Source organism: Pseudomonas sp. PICF141 (assembly GCF_002286815.1).
Classification (GTDB): domain Bacteria; phylum Pseudomonadota; class Gammaproteobacteria; order Pseudomonadales; family Pseudomonadaceae; genus Aquipseudomonas.
Genome location: NZ_MUNM01000090.1, coordinates 115,454 through 131,974 on the forward strand (window position 1 = coordinate 115,454; position 16,521 = coordinate 131,974).

Consider the following 16,521-nt stretch of genomic DNA (forward strand, 5'->3'; position numbering starts at 1 on the left):
CGGCCCCGTGCCCAACGACAACGCCGGAACAGGCGCGAAGAAGGAGCTGCACCATGATTGTCCGCCCGGTTAAAGTCACCGACCTGCCCGCCCTGCTTAGTCTGGTGCAACGGGCCGGCCCCGGCTTCACCACCCTGCCGGCCAGTGAAGAGCGCCTGGCCCATCGTGTGCGCTGGGCCCAGCGCACCTTTGCCGAACAGGTGGAACGCGCGGACGCCGATTACCTGTTCGTGCTTGAAGACGACGATCAACAAGTGGTCGGCGTCAGCGCCCTGACAGGCGCCGTCGGCCTGCGCGAGCCCTGGTACAACTACCGGGTCGGCCTGACAGTCAGTTCATCGCCGGACCTGGGCATTGCGCGCCAGATCCCCACGTTGTTCCTGAACAACGAAATGACCGGCCAATCGGAAATCTGTTCGCTGTTTCTGCGCCACGATCAACGTCACGGCAGTAATGGTCGACTGCTTTCGCTGGGGCGCCTGCTGTTCGTCGCCGAATTTCCGCACCTGTTCGGCGACAAGCTTATCGCCGAACTGCGCGGCAGCGCTGACGAACAAGGTTGCTCTCCATTCTGGGACAGCCTGGGCCGGCACTTTTTCAAGATGGATTTCAGCCATGCCGATCACTTGTCGGGGCTGGGCAGCAAAGCACTCATCGCCGAACTGATGCCGCGCCAGCCACTCTACACTTGCCTGCTCACTGAAGAGGCCCAGGCGGTGATTGGCAAGCCGCACCCGAACACCGAACCTGCGTTGAAGATCCTCACCGCCGAGGGTTTTGCCCATAAGGGATACATCGACATCTTCGACGCCGGCCCGGTAGTCGAAGCCCCGGTATCGAGAATCCGCACGGTGCGGGACAGCCAACGATTGGAGCTGGCCATCGGCACGCCCGACGACCAGGCGCCGGTGTGGCTGATTCACAATCGCCGTCTGGAAAACTGCCGCATCACCACCGCCCAGGCGCGGCTGGTAGGCAACAGCCTGATCGTCGACCGGCTCACCGCCAAACGCCTGCAATTGCAACCCGGCAATTCGGTGCGTGCCGTGCCGCTGCATGACAAACAGCAGCGGGCAGTGGCGGCGTGATCGGGTAGAAGCTGGCGAAGCCTGCGTTCGGCTGCGTAGCAGTCGTAAAACCTGCCAGCTCGGTTTCCCGGACTGATCGCCATTAAAACTTCTTCTGCATGACTTTCGATCAGATGGCGAGCGGTTCGCACTCGAACGCAGCCTTCGGCGGCTGCTACAAGGGATCGCGTCGAGGCCAGGATTCGTTTCAATCCGGATGTATGCACGCTGCAGGATCTGCCGCTGGCTGCGATCTTTTGATCTTGTCTCCAGTGGTCGGCAAATTCGTCATCATTCTTGATTCGCTCTCGTGATAGCCTTTTGTTCTTTCGGCGTTGACACTTTTGCTCAAGCCCTTCCATTCCTTTGTATGGTGGAACTCATATGTCCAGGCTGTCACATCAAGATTTGCGCCGTAACATCCGCCAACTGTTCGCTTCCAACGCCTGCTATCACACCGCCTCGGTCTTCGACCCGATGTCGGCGCGCATTGCCGCTGACCTCGGTTTTGAAGTGGGGATTCTCGGCGGTTCGGTCGCGTCGCTGCAGGTGCTGGGCGCCCCCGATTTTGCATTGATTTCCCTGAGCGAGTTCGCCGAGCAGGCTACCCGTATCGGCCGCGTGGCCCAATTGCCGGTCATCGCCGACGCTGACCACGGCTATGGCAACGCGCTCAACGTCATGCGCACCATCGTCGAACTCGAACGCGCCGGCGTGGCCGCCCTGACCATTGAAGACACCTTGCTGCCCGCACAATTCGGCCGCAAATCCACTGATCTGATCGGGGTCGCGGAAGGCGTCGGCAAAATCCGCGCGGCTCTGGAAGCCCGGGTCGACCCGGAAATGGCGATCATTGCGCGAACCAATGCCGGAATCCTGCCGGTTCAGGAAATCATCAGTCGCACCCAGCAATACCAACAGGCGGGGGCGGACGGGATTTGCATGGTGGGCGTGCGGGACTTCGATCATCTCGAACAGATCGCCGAGCAGTTGAGCGTGCCGTTGATGCTTGTCACCTATGGCAACCCGCTGCTGCGCGACGACAATCGCCTGGCCGAACTGGGTGTGCGCGTCACCATCGACGGTCATGGCGCCTACTTCGCTGCGATCAAGGCGACTTATGACAGCCTGCGCGAACAACGCCAAATCTTCACCCAGGCATCGGATCTGAGCGCGACGGAACTGACGCATACCTACACCCAGCCTGAGGAATACATTCGTTGGGCGGAAGAGTTTATGAGCGTTAAAGAGTAATGGCCAACAAGATCGCAGTCTGCGGCAGTTGCTACATTGGGATAACGTACACCCTGTAGAGCTGCCGGAGGCTGCGATCTTTTGCTATTTTCTACACTGGGGTCTTGAACCCCTCCTCACGCTGCAACGCCCGCGCCTGAATCACATCCAGCATCGCGCAACCCTCGCGCATCAGCAGATGCACCGCACGGGTAATACGGGTCAGATCACAGTCGGAAATATCTTTGAGGTTCAGGCTGGACAAGGTGTCCGTCAGATCGCGAACCACGGTGAAGCGATGCGCGGCACAGGCGGCCATATCGCTGAGTTCTTTGTGGGTGTTGATGAAGAGCACCGGATTTTCGGCGTCGTAGGTGTCGATGGGGAGGTAACGGGGCATGACTTGGTCGAACATAGGTATAACTCCAGGTTGAGCTACCACCGTTCGCGGCCAAGCGAAAGTAAGGTGGCAGCCGTGAGCGGGTTGGCCGACCGGTACCTGAAAGACCCGGCACACCCGAAGGTGTCCCGCGCACAGCTGCCATAACACGTTTGGCGCTGTTGCTTTTCAGATAATCGACCGGCCAAGGTCGTTCGCGGTCTTTTCCGCGAGCCCGAACTATAGGGGTCGATGCTGAAACGCGGCAATAGGGTACGTTGTAGGAAACGTCTTGGAAAGTTGTGCGCCGCGTAGTGGTCATTCCACGCCCTGCGTGGGATTCCTGTCGAGCGATCTCAACATCTCGCTTGACTACCGCTCAGCCTAGATCCTTGTTTTCTGAGGGGGCTTGATTTAGAGTCGGCCTATGCCAGTGACTAGGAGTATCTCCAGTCGCCAAATCTGGCCTCTACAGGTGTCTAGTCTCCGCTTTACGTTTATGTGCCTCTCTAGCAAAAGGCTAAAGAGGCACATAAATAGTAAATATCTTCTTGATTTTCGCTGCTCTCCCCGCCCTCATGCCGTCTTCTGATACACCTCAATTTCCAAACATAAGCGTGCTATGTCTGTCGCTTTCTCTGATTTGAAAAATCGTCTGCACCTGCAAAAAACCACTTCGCCATCTGCTCCTCCTGCCAGAATCACTTCAAAAAACTCAACGCCTATCCATTAATCTCGCTTCCGAAAAAAAGCAGCTGATTGGGCAAGCTGTACGAAGCGGACTGTCAGATACTTCCTACACCTTAATCTCTCAACGCTTCCACCCGACCGACATCAGAAAAGTTTATTTAACTTTTATGGAAAGCATTGTATCTCGCTCTGCTTTACGGCATATTTTGTAAAAATCGTGTCTCTGTCGCGATACCGGCTTGAGCTTAATCAATGAAAAAAAGATCTCTAAAAGACTTATTGGATGCCATGTACCAAGGAAAATTCGAATTTCCCGAACTTGACACTGGCGATATCAGCACGCTTTACGAAACAAAAAACTATAACGACAGAGAACTCCACATACCAAACAAAAAACTAAAAACCTTTCACTCTTTTTTAAATCTTTTTCTGCTGGAGTATCTACAGACAAACAAAGAAATTGTATTTTCGTACAGGAAGGGCGTCAATGCTGTGGACGCCGTATCAAAACATGCACACAGCAAATATTTTTTTCAAACAGACATTACCAATTTCTTCAACAGCATTGACGCTGACCTAGTCACATCAACAATAATTAACAGCGCTGATCGCTGCCCCATCTCCGACATAGACAACCACATTACAAATATCGTAAAAACACTGACCGTCAACGGTTCCGTACCGGTCGGATTTTCCACATCTCCACCACTAAGTAATGCATGCCTATTCAACTTCGACAACAAACTACAAAAATACTGCCTTGACAACTCGCTGACATTCTCCAGATATTCGGATGACATAATTATTTCATCCTTAGATAAAACGCCACTACTTGAAGCGGAAAAATATGTCGCCCAGTGTTTATCCAAGCACACCGACAACAAGCTTTCAATCAACACAACAAAAAGCAAGCACACTCAGACCGGAAACAAAATAAAATTATTGGGAATGGTAATTTTACCCAATGGAAAAGTCTCAATAGATATAAAATTCAAAAAAGACACCGAAGTCAAACTACATTACTACCTTACAAACAAAGAAAAATTTACCGCGATAACAGGACCAGACTTCGATAACGCTATAGAAAAAATTTCAGGACAACTGAATTACTTCAACACCGTTGATCAGGACTATCTCGACAAACTAAGAAAAAAATATGGCGCCACCATAGTTGATATGTTCCTTCATAAATCGGACAAGCTATGATGCTGCTATCAGTCGAGCTAAAAAATATACAGCATGTAAAAAACATGACATTCAGCTTGGATTTGAACCAAAACAAGCTTACTTGTCTTGTAGGCAAGAATGGCGTAGGCAAAACAACACTTATAAAATCCATTCTTAATTTTCGCTCAGCTGACACACTCTCCAAAACGACGTCCTCTGGCATTTTCAAAACCGACAGCGAAGTTGTATACAAACTTGGAACTGATGAGTTCGTATTCAGTTACGACAGATCAATCAACAGTCTTAACTGCAAATCCGCCATCCCTGACAATATCAAAAACACTATCGATGTTGAACTTCCGATGCCATTTGGACAACGCTTTAATCATTTCCAAAGCATCAGCACTGCAGACAAAGACATAAGAACGGCTATTATCCTTGGCCAACACACTCGTCCTGCCGAATTAATCGAATTCCTTAGTGACATTTACTCCAGCAATAAATTTGAAAACCTAGTCGAGATAAAAGTAAAAAATGTAAAATATTACTGCATTCCTCTTGATGGAGACAGATACGTAAGAGAAGACCATCTAAGCTCTGGAGAGTTTTTCTTAATCAGCCTATATAGAAAGATAACAAATCGATGCAAACTCATAGTAATCGACGAGATAGACATCTCCTTAGATGCGGCCGCACAAGCTCACCTAATCAGAAGACTACGTACATTCTGCGATGCATATCGAGTCAATATTTTCTGCACTACTCACTCCCTTGCAATCATGAGAACCCTTAAAGACTCAGAACTATTCTACATGACCAACACAGATGGAAATGGAGATGTTATACCAGCATCATACAACTATATAAAAAGTATAATGTTCGGATTTACAGGATGGGACAAATACATTCTCACCGAAGATGAAATGTTAAAAAATTTCCTGAAATTCATCATCACCAAGTACTGCCCCACAAACTTCTCTCGATATAAAATTATTTCTATTGGAGGAGGCTCAAACGTCACAACTCTCTTAAAATTAAACAGCAAAGAAAAATTCCTCTCACAACCAGATAATGTGATATCAATACTAGATGGCGACCAAGAAATATTCAAGTACAACAAAAAATGTCCCGGCACACATTTTCTACCTTTTGAGAGTGTAGAAAAAAGAATTTACTCAGATCATAGGCTGGCAAAATTCCTACCTGACTTCGTACACACAGAGAAATTCAACACTAAGAAACCAGACAAGATTTTTTACGAAGAGATTATAGATAAACAACTGATCACAGACATTGAAATATTCGAATACCTTTGCAAAGAGACTGAACAAGGAATTATTAGACTTATCGAGATTATTTCTAAATTTCTAGCCCAAAGGCCAAACTAAATAAACCTACAACGCCCCAAGCCGATTTTATTTTTCATAAGTGATCAGACTCAAGCAAGAACCACTCGAGTCTAATCATACTAAAATCAACAAATTAATTTTTAATAGCCAATTCCATAATCATCCGCGACAGCAGATAAATCCGTGGCGCCACACTCTCAACCTCGGCGTATTCCTCCGGGGTATGAATATTGCCGCCGACAATCCCGAACCCATCCAGCGTCGGCGTACCCACCCCGGCCGAGAGGCTGGCGTCCGCTGCACCGCCGCTGCCTTCTTCCGTCAGTTTGCGGCCAATTTCGCCGTAAATCCCTTGGGCCATGGCCATCAAGCGATCCGACTCTGCCGTTTGCGGCATCGGCGGTAAGCCGCGTTTCAGGGTGGTGGTGACTTCAGTCTCAGGAATCAGTTTGTCCTTGGATACCCGTGCCAGGTCCTTCTCGATCCGATCGAACTCTTCCGGCACCGCTGCCCGCACGTCAGCCTTGGCGGTGGCCTGATCCGGAATCACATTGGTGCGATCGCCAGCATTGAGCACGGTGAAATTGATGGTGGTTTTCTTCTGCGCATCGCCCAGCTTGCCGAGTTGCAGGATCTGGTGCGCGGTTTCCATGGCCGCGTTACGCCCCAGTTCCGGCGCGACGCCAGCGTGAGAGGCCTTGCCCTTGACCTCGACCACGGCGGTGGCGCTGCCTTTGCGCCATACCACCAAACCATCCGCCGGGCGGCCCGGTTCGAGGTTGAGGGTCACGTCGTGGGCCTTGGCGGTTTTCTTGATCAGGTTGGTGGCGACGTCCGAGCCGGTTTCTTCGCTGGCGTCGAGCAGGAAGGTGATCTGCGCGTAATCCTTGAAATCAAGGTTTTTCAGGACTTTCAGTGCATAGATCCCGGCGACGATGCCGCCCTTGTCGTCCATCACGCCCGGCCCGTAGGCGCGGCCATCCTTGATGTGGAATGGGCGCGCGGCGGCGGAGCCTTCCTTGAATACGGTGTCCATGTGTGCCATCAGCAGGATTTTCGCCGTGCCGGTGCCCTTGAGCGTGGCCAACACATGGTTGCTCCTGTCCGGGGTGTTGGGCACGAGTTCGATGGTGGCGCCGAGTTTCTTCAACTCTTCGATGGCGATGTCGCTCACCTGAGTCAGCCCCGGCTCATAACCGGAGCCAGAGTCGATATTCACCAACCGTTCCAGCAGTTTCAGGGCTTCACCTTTGTACTGTTCGGCATCGGCGAGGATTTGTTTGTGGGGTTCGGCGAAGGCTGTGAGGGTGAAGGCGCCGAGGGCGAGGGTCAGGCCGAGGCTGGTGGCCAGGAGGGAGCGAGAGCGTCTGAACGTCATGAATCGATCCTTGTTTCGTGTCGGGGTCGGTCGAAAATACCCTACCTGACTACGACGCAAGGCTCTACACCGGATGCGACACATACAAACCTGAATGACCACATCCCCCCTGTGGGAGCGGGCTTATGTGGCGAGGGGGCTCGCCCCCGTTCGGCTGCGCAGCAGTCGTAAAACCAGTCACCGCGCTCTAATTCGAGATCGAGGTGGTTGGTTTTAGGGGGGCTGCGCCCCCCAACGGGGGCGAGCCCCCTCGCCACATAAGCCCGCTCCCACAAGGGATTTGGGGTGATCGGTCAGACCGAATCGAGCAACGCCTTATGCGGTTTACCGTCGCTGTGGCAAATGACGCGGTTGCGGCCGGTGGTCTTGGCTTCGTAGAGCGCCTGGTCGGCGTCGTTGAGCCATAGGGTTGCATCGTCATGTGCCGGATTGAAGGCTGCCAGGCCGATGCTCAAACTGATCTTCAGCGGCGGGTTCTGCTCGTAACCCAAGGTGGCAAAACGATCACGCAGCGCATCCATTGCGACCGCAGCGCGGTCCAGCGGCAGGTCCGGCAGCAGCACACAGAATTCGTCGCCACCATAACGGCCGGCGACATCCGTTGCCCGCAGGTTCTGCTTGAGCATTTTGCTCAACCGACGCAGGACGATGTCACCGGCGACGTGGCCGTAGGTGTCGTTGATGGTTTTGAAATGATCGATGTCGATCAGCGCAATCGCCCCGCCCTGCTGCTGGCGTTGGCAACGCTGAAACTCGATTTCCAGCTGATCTTTCCAGGCACCGTGATTCAGCAGGCCAGTCAAGCTGTCGGTGCGGCTCAGGGCCAGCAACTCGCGCTTGTGTCGGCCAAGGGTATGGGCCTGATGAAAGCAGACCCAGCCCAGGGACAGCGGATAAATCGACAGCAAAGGCAGGCAGGCGTACAGCTGAAACGGACTGGTCAGCGGGACAAACGCCGGCATGAACACCAACAGCCCGACGCCGATCCCGAGCAACTGCGCGACGGCACCCAGCAACAGAAAACGCACGCCGCCGATGGCCACGTTGTGCATCGCCATCATCGAAAGGGTCGCCGCGCTGGGCAGCGGATTGAACTGCATGGCGGCCACCCAGAAACCGCCAAGAAACGCGTCCACCAGGATATTGCGGTGTTCGGCACGAAAAGGAATTTCCGCCCGGCGCGCCCATTGATAGGCCACATGCGGCCAGAGCAGCCCGTTGAACAACATCATCCCCCAGACCCATGGCGCCGGGTCGAGTGGATACATTCCTGCGCCGACGCACAATAATCCCAGGGCCAGCCCCAGAATTCGCGACCCATAAAGCCTCCTGGCCAGTGAAAGTCCCTTTCCTCCCTTTTTTTCCATAGAGGCCTCTGTACTGCTGAACGGAGCCTGACAACACACGGGTTTGAAAGTGTGTTTGAAGTCTATCAGGGCAACGGCAAATAGCCATCACCGGTTGGCGGTCTGAATAGCGTGGCCTCCCATGAGTTGAGTGCCCAATGTTTGGTCTATACATGAAGGGAAGGATCGATAAACAACCTGCCCTGATCACAAGGAATAGCCTGATGCTTTTGTTGGTTGTCACTATCGCCGTCTTCGTGGCCTGGAGCTGGTTGAGCTACCCGGCCATCGGTTACTGGCTCTATGACTTGAACATGGCGCTGGAGGCCCGGCTGTACCGGTTGCACAAGATCGTCGTGCCAATCCCCGAAATGACCGTTTCGACCTGGCAAGGCGGCCCTTACGAAGCCTCCAGCAGCGTGCTGATGCTGCACGGCTATAGCGCCGACAAGAACATCTGGCTGCGCTTCGCCCGGCATTTTGTCGACGATTACCGGGTGATTATTCCTGATCTGGCGGGGCACGGCGAAACCGGCTTCAAGGCCGGCGGGGGCTATGACATTCCGGTCCAGGCCAAACGATTGATCCAGTTGCTCGATATTTGCGGGGTCGAAAAGGTCCATGTGATCGGCAATTCCATGGGCGGCTACATCGCGGCGTGGCTGGCAGCCAATTACCCGGAGCGCATTGTTTCGCTGGCGCTGATCGACCCGGCCGGCGTCACGGCCCCCGAGCCCAGCGACATGGAGCGACACCTGGCTCGTGGGCACAATCCGTTTCTGATTCATTCCCGTGAAGAATTCCAGCATTTTTATGCCATGACCATGGTCTCGCCGCCATGGGTGCCGGGGATCGTGCTGGACGCTGTCGCCCAGCGTTATGAACAGCAGCGCGACGAGCTGGAAGAAATCTTCAGGGATTTCCACGCCAGCCCGCCGATGGAGCCCAAACTGCCTGACATCAAATGCCCGGCACTGCTGCTGTGGGGGCGCAAGGACCGCTTGATCGACGTCAGCAGCGTACCGGTCTGGAGCAAGGGCATCGCCGATCTGCAGGTGGAGATCTGGGACGGTGTCGGCCATATGCCGATGGTTGAGCAGCCGTCCAAGACCGCGCGGCTGTATCGGGAGTTTTTGGAGACTCATCGCTCATGAGCTCCCCCCCGTAGCAGCTGTCGAGCTTGCGAGGCTGCGTTCGGCTGCGAAGCAGTCGTTAAACCAGAACTTGCGGTGCAACAGTCAAACCGCGTCAGCCGGATTCACGACTGCTTCGCAGCCGAACGCAGCCTCGCAGGCTCGACAGCTGCTACGGGGATATTCGGCGGATAATTCGGGGCGATGTTCAGCGATTCATCTGAGGCGCGATCATGAACATTCTGTACGACGAACGCATCGACGGTGTTCTGCCCAATGTCGACAAGGCTGCGTTACTCAAAGCCTTGCAGCAGGAGGTGCCGGACCTGGACATTCTCTGGCGCGAAGAAGAACTCAAACCCTACGAATGTGACGGCCTCTCGGCCTATCGCACCACGCCGATGCTGGTCGCCCTGCCCCGGCAGCTGGAACAGGTGCAGGCGCTGCTCAGGCTGTGTCATGCCCGCAACGTGCCGGTGGTGGCGCGCGGGGCCGGCACCGGGTTGTCCGGCGGGGCGCTGCCGTTGGACAAAGGCGTGCTGCTGGTGATGGTACGGTTCAACAATATTCTGCACATCGACCCTGCCGCCCGCACCGCACGGGTCCAGCCAGGGGTGCGTAACCTGGCGATTTCCCAGGCAGCGGCGCCCTTCGGTCTGTATTACGCGCCAGACCCGTCCTCGCAAATCGCCTGCTCCATCGGCGGTAATGTCGCGGAAAACGCCGGTGGCGTGCACTGCCTCAAATACGGCCTGACCGTACACAACCTGCTAAAACTCGAGGTACTCACCCTCGAAGGCGAGCACTTGACCCTCGGTGCCGACTCGCTGGACGCGCCAGGCTTCGACTTGCTGGCCCTGTTCACCGGCTCCGAAGGCTTGCTGGGGATCATCACCGAAGTCACGGTCAAACTGCTGCCCAAACCCCAGGTCGCCAAAGTCCTGCTGGCCAGTTTCGATTCCGTGGAAAAAGCCGGTCGCGCAGTGGCCGAAATCATCGCCGCCGGAATCATCCCGGGAGGCCTGGAGATGATGGACAATCTGGCGATCCGTGCCGCCGAGGATTTCATTCACGCCGGTTATCCAGTGGACGCCGAAGCGATCCTGCTGTGCGAACTGGACGGCGTCGAAGCCGATGTCCATGACGATTGCGAGCGGGTCCGCCAGGTGCTGCAACAGGCCGGTGCCAGCGACGTGCGCCAGGCTCGGGACGAAGCCGAACGCGTACGGTTCTGGGCCGGACGCAAAAACGCTTTCCCGGCGATTGGCCGTCTCTCGCCGGATTACTACTGCATGGACGGCACCATCCCCCGTCGCGAATTGCCCGGCGTGCTCAAGGGCATCGCCAGCCTGGCGAAAGAATATGGCTTGCGCGTGGCCAATGTTTTCCACGCCGGCGACGGCAACATGCACCCGCTGATCCTGTTCGATGCCAACCAGCCCGGTGAACTGGAGCGGGCCGAAACCCTCGGCGGCAAGATCCTCGAACTCTGCGTGAAAGTCGGCGGCAGCATCACCGGCGAGCATGGCGTCGGCCGGGAGAAAATCAATCAGATGTGTGCACAATTCAATAGCGACGAGTTGACCTTGTTTCATGCAGTGAAAGCCGCGTTCGACCCAAAGGGCCTGCTCAACCCCGGCAAAAACATCCCGACCCTGCACCGCTGCGCGGAATTCGGCGCGATGCACATCCACGCCGGGCAATTGCCGTTCCCTGAACTGGAACGTTTCTGATGCCGGACGTCGATGCCAGTGGAGCCCTGCTGGAGCAAGTCAAACAGGCGCGGGAGAACGCCACGCCGCTACGCATTCAGGGCGGTAACACCAAGGCGTTTCTTGGCCGGGAGGTGGCCGGAGAAATACTCGACACCCGCGTCCATCGCGGCATCGTCAGTTACGACCCGACGGAGCTGGTGATCAGCGTTCGCGCCGGCACGCTGCTGAGCGAATTGTTTGCCGCACTGGATGCAGCGGGGCAAATGCTGCCCTGCGAGCCGCCGTCGTTCGGCGAAGGTGCCACCGTCGGCGGGATGATCGCGGCGGGGTTGTCCGGGCCGCGGCGCCCGTGGCCTGGCTCAGTGCGCGATTTTGTCCTCGGTACGCGGGTGATCAGCGGCCTCGGCACCCACCTGCGCTTCGGCGGCGAAGTGATGAAAAACGTCGCCGGCTACGACCTCTCGCGCCTGATGGTGGGCAGTTACGGCTGCCTCGGGGTGCTGACCGAAGTCTCGCTCAAAGTGCTACCCAAACCCCGGCAATGCTTGAGCATCAGCCTGGACATCGACTGCGCCCGCGCCTTGGAAAATCTGGCGCAATGGGGCCAGCAACCACTGCCCATCAGCGCCGCCTGCCACGACGGTCAGCGTCTGTTTCTGCGGCTCGAAGGCGGCGAAGGTTCGGTCACGGGCGCCCATCAACGGCTCGGCGGCGAACCGTTGGACTCCGGTTTTTGGGCTGACCTGAACGAACAACGACTAGACTTTTTCAATGAGGGCCTGCCGCTGTGGCGTTTGTCATTGCCCAACAACCTTGGGCCTCTGAATTTGCCTGGCGAGCAACTGATCGACTGGGGCGGCGCACAACGCTGGTTGAAATCCGCGGCCGACAACATTCAATCACTGGCGAGTGAACTCGCAGGACACGCCACCTGTTTCAGCCACGGCGTCAGCGAAACGCCATTCCAGCCGCTGGCCCCGGCACTGCTGCGCTATCACCGACAACTCAAGGCGCAACTGGACCCGCAAGGGCTGTTCAACCCTGGGCGAATGTACGCGGAGCTTTAGGGGACGTTTTCAATGCAAACCAACCTCAGCGAACAGTCTCGGCAACTGCCCCGCGCCGAAGAAGCGGACAAGATTCTGCGCACTTGTGTGCATTGCGGGTTCTGCAACGCCACGTGCCCGACTTACCAACTGCTGGGCGACGAACTGGACGGGCCGCGCGGGCGCATCTATCTGATCAAGCAAGTGCTCGAAGGCGCCCCCGCCACGGCCAAAGCGCAGTTGCATCTGGATCGCTGCCTGACGTGCCGCAATTGCGAAACCACCTGCCCGTCCGGGGTGGATTATCACAACTTGCTGGACATCGGCCGCGCCGTGATCGATCAAGCGGTGCCACGCCCAGCCAGTCAGCGGTTGTTGCGTCAGGGATTGCGGGCACTGGCGCCGAATCCGAACCTGTTCAAAACCCTGCTGCAGATTGGCGCGACGTTTCGCCCGTTACTGCCACGGGGCATAGAGGCAAAATTGCCCCACGACCTCCCCGCCGCAGGCAAGCGCCCTGCCCCTCGGCATGCTCGCCGGGTACTGATGCTCGAAGGCTGCGTGCAGCCTGGTCTTTCGCCGAACACCAATGCCGCGGCCGCGCGGGTGCTGGACCGGCTGGGAATCAGTGTGATCCCGGCACCCGATGCCGGCTGTTGCGGCGCACTGGACTATCACCTCGACGCCCAAGCCACGGGCCTGGACCGCGCCCGACGCAACATCGACGCCTGGTGGCCGCACCTGGAAAACGGCGCCGAAGCCATCGTGCAAACCGCCAGCGGATGCGGCGCATTCATCAAGGATTACGGGCATTTGCTGGAACGCGATCCGATCTATGCGGCCAGAGCCCGACGGGTCAGCGAACTGGCCCTGGACCTGGTGCAAGTGCTGGCCGATGAACCTTTGGAACGGGTCTGCACCGCCACGGACCAGCGCATCGCCTTCCACTGCCCCTGCACCTTGCAGCACGCTCAAAGACTCGGCGGTGCGGTAGAAGCCGTGCTGACCCGATTGGGTTTCAATCCCACGGCAGTGCCCGACAGTCATTTGTGTTGCGGCTCGGCGGGCACCTATTCGATCACCCAACCGGAACTGGCGCGGCAACTGCGCGACAACAAGCTCAACGCTCTGGAAAGCGGCCACCCCGACGTCATCGCCACCGCCAACATCGGCTGTCAGAACCACCTCAACAGCGCCGGACGAACGCCGGTCAGGCACTGGATCGAACTGGTCGACCAAGTATTGCGTTAAACGAATGGGGCAGTGTTGCAAGAACAGTCCTTGGCAGAATGAAGTTCGTCAGAAACTTCGTTTGTCGGCGCCGCCGAAGGCTGCGATCTTTTCCCGCATCCTCACACACCGCGCCAGGAATTCTTTTTCATGAGCCATCCGAACTTCGTCAGCCCTGACCTGATCCGCCAACGCTTCTCCAAAGCGATGTCCGACATGTACCGCGAAGAAGTGCCGCTGTACGGCGCGCTGATGGAACTGGTGGAACAGACCAACCGCCACGTGCTGGACAGCGACCCGCAGATCGCCCGACAGCTGCACAGCACCGGCGAAATCCAGCGTTTGGACCTGGAACGCCACGGCGCGATCCGGGTGGGCACCGCCGCCGAACTGGCGACCCTCGCCCGCCTGTTTGCGGTGATGGGCATGCAGCCGGTGGGCTATTACGACCTGACCCCCGCCGGTGTTCCGGTGCATTCCACTGCGTTCCGCGCCGTGCATGAAGCCGCGTTGCAGGTCAGTCCATTCCGGGTGTTTACCTCGCTGCTGCGCCTGGAGCTGATCGAAGACGCCCAACTGCAAGCCTTTGCCCAGTCGGTGCTGGACAAGCGCTTGATCTTCACTCCGGCGGCATTGGCCCTTATTGAACGTGCTGAAACCCGGGGCGGCCTGAGCGAAGACGAGGCGCAGGATTTTGTCGCACAAGCCCTGGAAACCTTCCGCTGGCACCACAGCGCCACGGTCACCGCCGAGCAATATCAGCAACTGAGCGCCCAGCACCGGCTGATCGCCGACGTGGTGGCCTTCAAAGGCCCACACATTAACCATCTGACGCCACGCACCCTGGACATCGACATCGTCCAGGCGCAAATGCCCGCCCATGGCATCACTCCCAAAGCGGTGATCGAGGGCCCGCCTCGCCGGCAATGCCCGATCCTGCTGCGTCAAACCAGCTTCAAGGCGCTGGACGAACCCGTCACCTTCACCGATCAAGCCCAGACCCGCGGCAGCCATAGCGCCCGTTTCGGTGAAATCGAGCAACGCGGCGCGGCGCTCACCCCCAAAGGCCGGGCGCTTTACGACCGCTTGCTTAACGCTGCCCGAGATGAACTCAAGGACTTCCCCAACGAAGCCAATGCTGCACGCTACAACGCACTAATGACGCAGCACTTTGCCGAATTCCCCGACACGGTCGAGGCTATGCGCCGACAGGAACTGGCGTACTTTCGCTACTTCGTGACGGAAAAAGGCTTGGCGGCGAAGGGGCTGAAGGGTTTATCGCTGGAGGATTTGCTTCGCGAAGGCTATGTGCGGGTTGAACCGCTGGTGTATGAAGACTTTTTGCCGGTCAGCGCGGCGGGGATTTTTCAGTCGAACCTGGGGGACGCGGCGCAAACCCACTATGGCGTGCATTCGAACCAGCAAGCGTTCGAAAAGGCCTTGGGAAGATCGACGATTGATGAGTTGGAGCTGTATGCCGAGACGCAGCGGCGGTCGATTGGGGAGTGTTTTGCAGCACTGGGTTTGAACGTTTCCGAATAGGCGTGATGGCTGCAAAAAAGATCGCAGGCTTCGCCAGCTCCTACGGGTCGAGGGCACCCATTGCATTGCGGTTGCACGCGGTCGAAGTAGGAACTGCCGCAGGCTGCGATCTTTTGGCTGGGTTCGCCATCACCAAAATCAAGATCAAAAGATCGCAGGCTTCGCCAGCTCCTACGGGGGTTGGGTGCACCCATTGCATTGCGGTTGCACGCGGTCGAGGTAGGAACTGCCGCAGGCTGCGATCTTTTGATCTTATTGCAGCTTCGCCAACAACGCCTTGGCGGTCGCTTCCGAAGACGCCGGGTTTTGACCGGTCAGCAACAGACCGTCCACCACCACGTAACTCGCCCAGTCATCGGCCTTGGAAAAAAGCCCCCCGTTGGCTTTGAGCACGTCTTCCACCAAAAACGGCACCACGTCCGTCAGTTGCACAGCGGCTTCTTCGGAATTGGTGAAGCCCGTTACACGCTTGCCTTTGACCAACGGCTGGCCATCCGCATCCTTGACATGACGCAATACCCCCGGCGCATGGCAGACCGCCGCCACCGGTTTGCCCGCCTTGTAAAACGCTTCAATCAGCGCAATTGAAAAAGGGTCTTCTGCCAGATCCCATAACGGGCCATGCCCGCCTGGATAGAAAACAGCGTCATAGTCTTCAGCCCGCACGGTGTCCAGCAGCCCGGTAGACGCTAATGCAGACTGGGCAGCGGAATCCTTGCGAAAGCGATCGGTGGCCTCGGTTTGCGCGTCGGGCTCATCACTCTTGGGGTCCAGCGGTGGCTGACCGCCTTTGGGTGAAACCAGGGTCAGCTGCGCGCCAGCATCCTTGAAGGCGTAATACGGCGCGGCGAACTCTTCGAGCCAGAAGCCGGTTTTCTTACCGGTATTACCCAATTGATCGTGGGACGTTAAAACCATCAGGATTTTCATGTCGTTCTCCAGTCGATGTCAGGATTGGTCAGTGATCCAGATGCTGGGTTTGACCTCCGGGTAGCGCTGTTCGTTGCGCCTATTGTCGGGGGGTGACGGCTCATGGCCTTGATGCGCAAGAAGTTGCGCAACTGTGTCGGTGAAAAGTCCTTGAGCGAGGCTGGACGTCAGGTTTATCAAGCCCTCCAGCCGAGTGCGCAAGAAGTTGCGCAGTGGTGCGCAACTTCTTGCGCACTTTTTCAGCGGATCCTTGCCAAAAACCTCTCCGGCGTTGGAAAAACCACCTCAACCAACTGATTTATATAGCCTTAATCAT

The 16,521-nt window shown here is 56.6% G+C and carries 14 protein-coding genes; 10 read left to right on the forward strand and 4 right to left on the reverse strand.

Going from position 1 to position 16,521, the window contains the following annotated elements:
• Positions 1-53: 53 nt before the first annotated feature.
• Both astA and BZL43_RS27595 read left to right on the forward strand, forming a co-directional pair.
• Entirely contained in the window at positions 54-1,088 is a 1,035-nt protein-coding gene (gene astA, locus BZL43_RS27590) for an arginine N-succinyltransferase (protein ID WP_095635201.1), read from the forward strand.
• 363 nt (positions 1,089-1,451) lie between these two features.
• Positions 1,452-2,321: an oxaloacetate decarboxylase gene (locus BZL43_RS27595; protein WP_095635202.1), complete on the forward strand. Its 870-nt coding sequence runs from the start codon at positions 1,452-1,454 to the stop codon at positions 2,319-2,321.
• A 91-nt stretch (positions 2,322-2,412) separates the two neighbouring features.
• Here the strand turns inward: BZL43_RS27595 and BZL43_RS27600 are convergent, their stop codons facing one another.
• Entirely contained in the window at positions 2,413-2,715 is a 303-nt protein-coding gene (locus tag BZL43_RS27600) for a hypothetical protein (protein ID WP_030129028.1), read from the reverse strand.
• 906 nt (positions 2,716-3,621) lie between these two features.
• Between BZL43_RS27600 and BZL43_RS27605 the strand changes: the two genes are divergently transcribed.
• Together BZL43_RS27605 and BZL43_RS27610 are read left to right on the forward strand one after the other, a co-directional pair.
• Positions 3,622-4,575 (forward strand): reverse transcriptase domain-containing protein, encoded by a 954-nt coding sequence (locus tag BZL43_RS27605; RefSeq protein ID WP_095635203.1) that lies wholly within the window; start codon positions 3,622-3,624, stop codon positions 4,573-4,575.
• Positions 4,575-5,924 carry an ATP-dependent endonuclease gene (locus BZL43_RS27610; protein ID WP_095635219.1) on the forward strand — a complete coding sequence of 450 codons (1,350 nt, stop codon included), beginning with the start codon at positions 4,575-4,577 and terminating at the stop codon, positions 5,922-5,924. The genes BZL43_RS27605 and BZL43_RS27610 overlap by 1 nt, the downstream gene beginning before the upstream one ends.
• A gap of 94 nt (positions 5,925-6,018) precedes the next feature.
• Here BZL43_RS27610 and BZL43_RS27615 read toward each other — a convergent pair whose 3' ends face one another.
• The gene (locus tag BZL43_RS27615; protein WP_095635204.1) at positions 6,019-7,263 is read right to left on the reverse strand and encodes a M20/M25/M40 family metallo-hydrolase; all 1,245 of its coding nucleotides are present in this window, start codon (positions 7,261-7,263) and stop codon (positions 6,019-6,021) included.
• 293 nt (positions 7,264-7,556) lie between these two features.
• On the reverse strand, positions 7,557-8,630 hold the full coding sequence (locus tag BZL43_RS27620) for a diguanylate cyclase (protein ID WP_095635205.1): 1,074 nt from the start codon (positions 8,628-8,630) through the stop codon (positions 7,557-7,559).
• Between the two features lie 203 nt (positions 8,631-8,833).
• On the opposite strand from BZL43_RS27620, the gene BZL43_RS27625 reads away from it, so the two are divergent.
• From BZL43_RS27625 to BZL43_RS27645, 5 genes are all read left to right on the forward strand, one after another.
• Positions 8,834-9,763, forward strand: coding sequence for an alpha/beta fold hydrolase (locus BZL43_RS27625; protein ID WP_095635206.1), 930 nt, complete (start codon positions 8,834-8,836; stop codon positions 9,761-9,763).
• Positions 9,764-9,975: 212 nt separating this feature from the next.
• Positions 9,976-11,475, forward strand: a complete 1,500-nt coding sequence (glcD, locus tag BZL43_RS27630; protein ID WP_095635207.1) for a glycolate oxidase subunit GlcD — start codon at positions 9,976-9,978, stop codon at positions 11,473-11,475.
• A complete protein-coding gene (gene glcE / locus BZL43_RS27635) occupies positions 11,475-12,524 on the forward strand; it encodes a glycolate oxidase subunit GlcE (protein WP_095635208.1) in 1,050 nt (349 codons plus the stop codon). The genes glcD and glcE overlap by 1 nt, the downstream gene beginning before the upstream one ends.
• 12 nt (positions 12,525-12,536) lie before the next feature.
• A complete protein-coding gene (gene glcF, locus BZL43_RS27640) occupies positions 12,537-13,754 on the forward strand; it encodes a glycolate oxidase subunit GlcF (protein WP_095635209.1) in 1,218 nt (405 codons plus the stop codon).
• 129 nt (positions 13,755-13,883) lie between these two features.
• A complete protein-coding gene (locus tag BZL43_RS27645; RefSeq protein ID WP_095635210.1) occupies positions 13,884-15,275 on the forward strand; it encodes a VOC family protein in 1,392 nt (463 codons plus the stop codon).
• Positions 15,276-15,527: 252 nt separating this feature from the next.
• Here BZL43_RS27645 and BZL43_RS27650 read toward each other — a convergent pair whose 3' ends face one another.
• Positions 15,528-16,205, reverse strand: a complete 678-nt coding sequence (locus tag BZL43_RS27650; RefSeq protein WP_095635211.1) for a type 1 glutamine amidotransferase domain-containing protein — start codon at positions 16,203-16,205, stop codon at positions 15,528-15,530.
• Positions 16,206-16,307: 102 nt separating this feature from the next.
• Between BZL43_RS27650 and BZL43_RS28195 the strand changes: the two genes are divergently transcribed.
• The gene (locus BZL43_RS28195) at positions 16,308-16,502 is read left to right on the forward strand and encodes a hypothetical protein (RefSeq protein ID WP_143517907.1); all 195 of its coding nucleotides are present in this window, start codon (positions 16,308-16,310) and stop codon (positions 16,500-16,502) included.
• Positions 16,503-16,521: the final 19 nt, after the last annotated feature.

Coding starts and splice junctions, on each gene's coding strand:
- BZL43_RS27605 (WP_095635203.1), top strand. CDS start 3,622: ATGAAAAAAAGATCTCTAAAAGACTTATTGGATGCCATGTACCAAGGA.
- BZL43_RS27615 (WP_095635204.1), bottom strand. CDS start 7,263: ATGACGTTCAGACGCTCTCGCTCCCTCCTGGCCACCAGCCTCGGCCTG.
- glcE (WP_095635208.1), top strand. CDS start 11,475: ATGCCGGACGTCGATGCCAGTGGAGCCCTGCTGGAGCAAGTCAAACAG.
- BZL43_RS27610 (WP_095635219.1), top strand. CDS start 4,575: ATGCTGCTATCAGTCGAGCTAAAAAATATACAGCATGTAAAAAACATG.
- BZL43_RS28195 (WP_143517907.1), top strand. CDS start 16,308: ATGGCCTTGATGCGCAAGAAGTTGCGCAACTGTGTCGGTGAAAAGTCC.
- BZL43_RS27600 (WP_030129028.1), bottom strand. CDS start 2,715: ATGTTCGACCAAGTCATGCCCCGTTACCTCCCCATCGACACCTACGAC.
- glcD (WP_095635207.1), top strand. CDS start 9,976: ATGAACATTCTGTACGACGAACGCATCGACGGTGTTCTGCCCAATGTC.
- astA (WP_095635201.1), top strand. CDS start 54: ATGATTGTCCGCCCGGTTAAAGTCACCGACCTGCCCGCCCTGCTTAGT.
- BZL43_RS27650 (WP_095635211.1), bottom strand. CDS start 16,205: ATGAAAATCCTGATGGTTTTAACGTCCCACGATCAATTGGGTAATACC.
- BZL43_RS27620 (WP_095635205.1), bottom strand. CDS start 8,630: ATGGAAAAAAAGGGAGGAAAGGGACTTTCACTGGCCAGGAGGCTTTAT.
- BZL43_RS27595 (WP_095635202.1), top strand. CDS start 1,452: ATGTCCAGGCTGTCACATCAAGATTTGCGCCGTAACATCCGCCAACTG.
- glcF (WP_095635209.1), top strand. CDS start 12,537: ATGCAAACCAACCTCAGCGAACAGTCTCGGCAACTGCCCCGCGCCGAA.
- BZL43_RS27625 (WP_095635206.1), top strand. CDS start 8,834: ATGCTTTTGTTGGTTGTCACTATCGCCGTCTTCGTGGCCTGGAGCTGG.
- BZL43_RS27645 (WP_095635210.1), top strand. CDS start 13,884: ATGAGCCATCCGAACTTCGTCAGCCCTGACCTGATCCGCCAACGCTTC.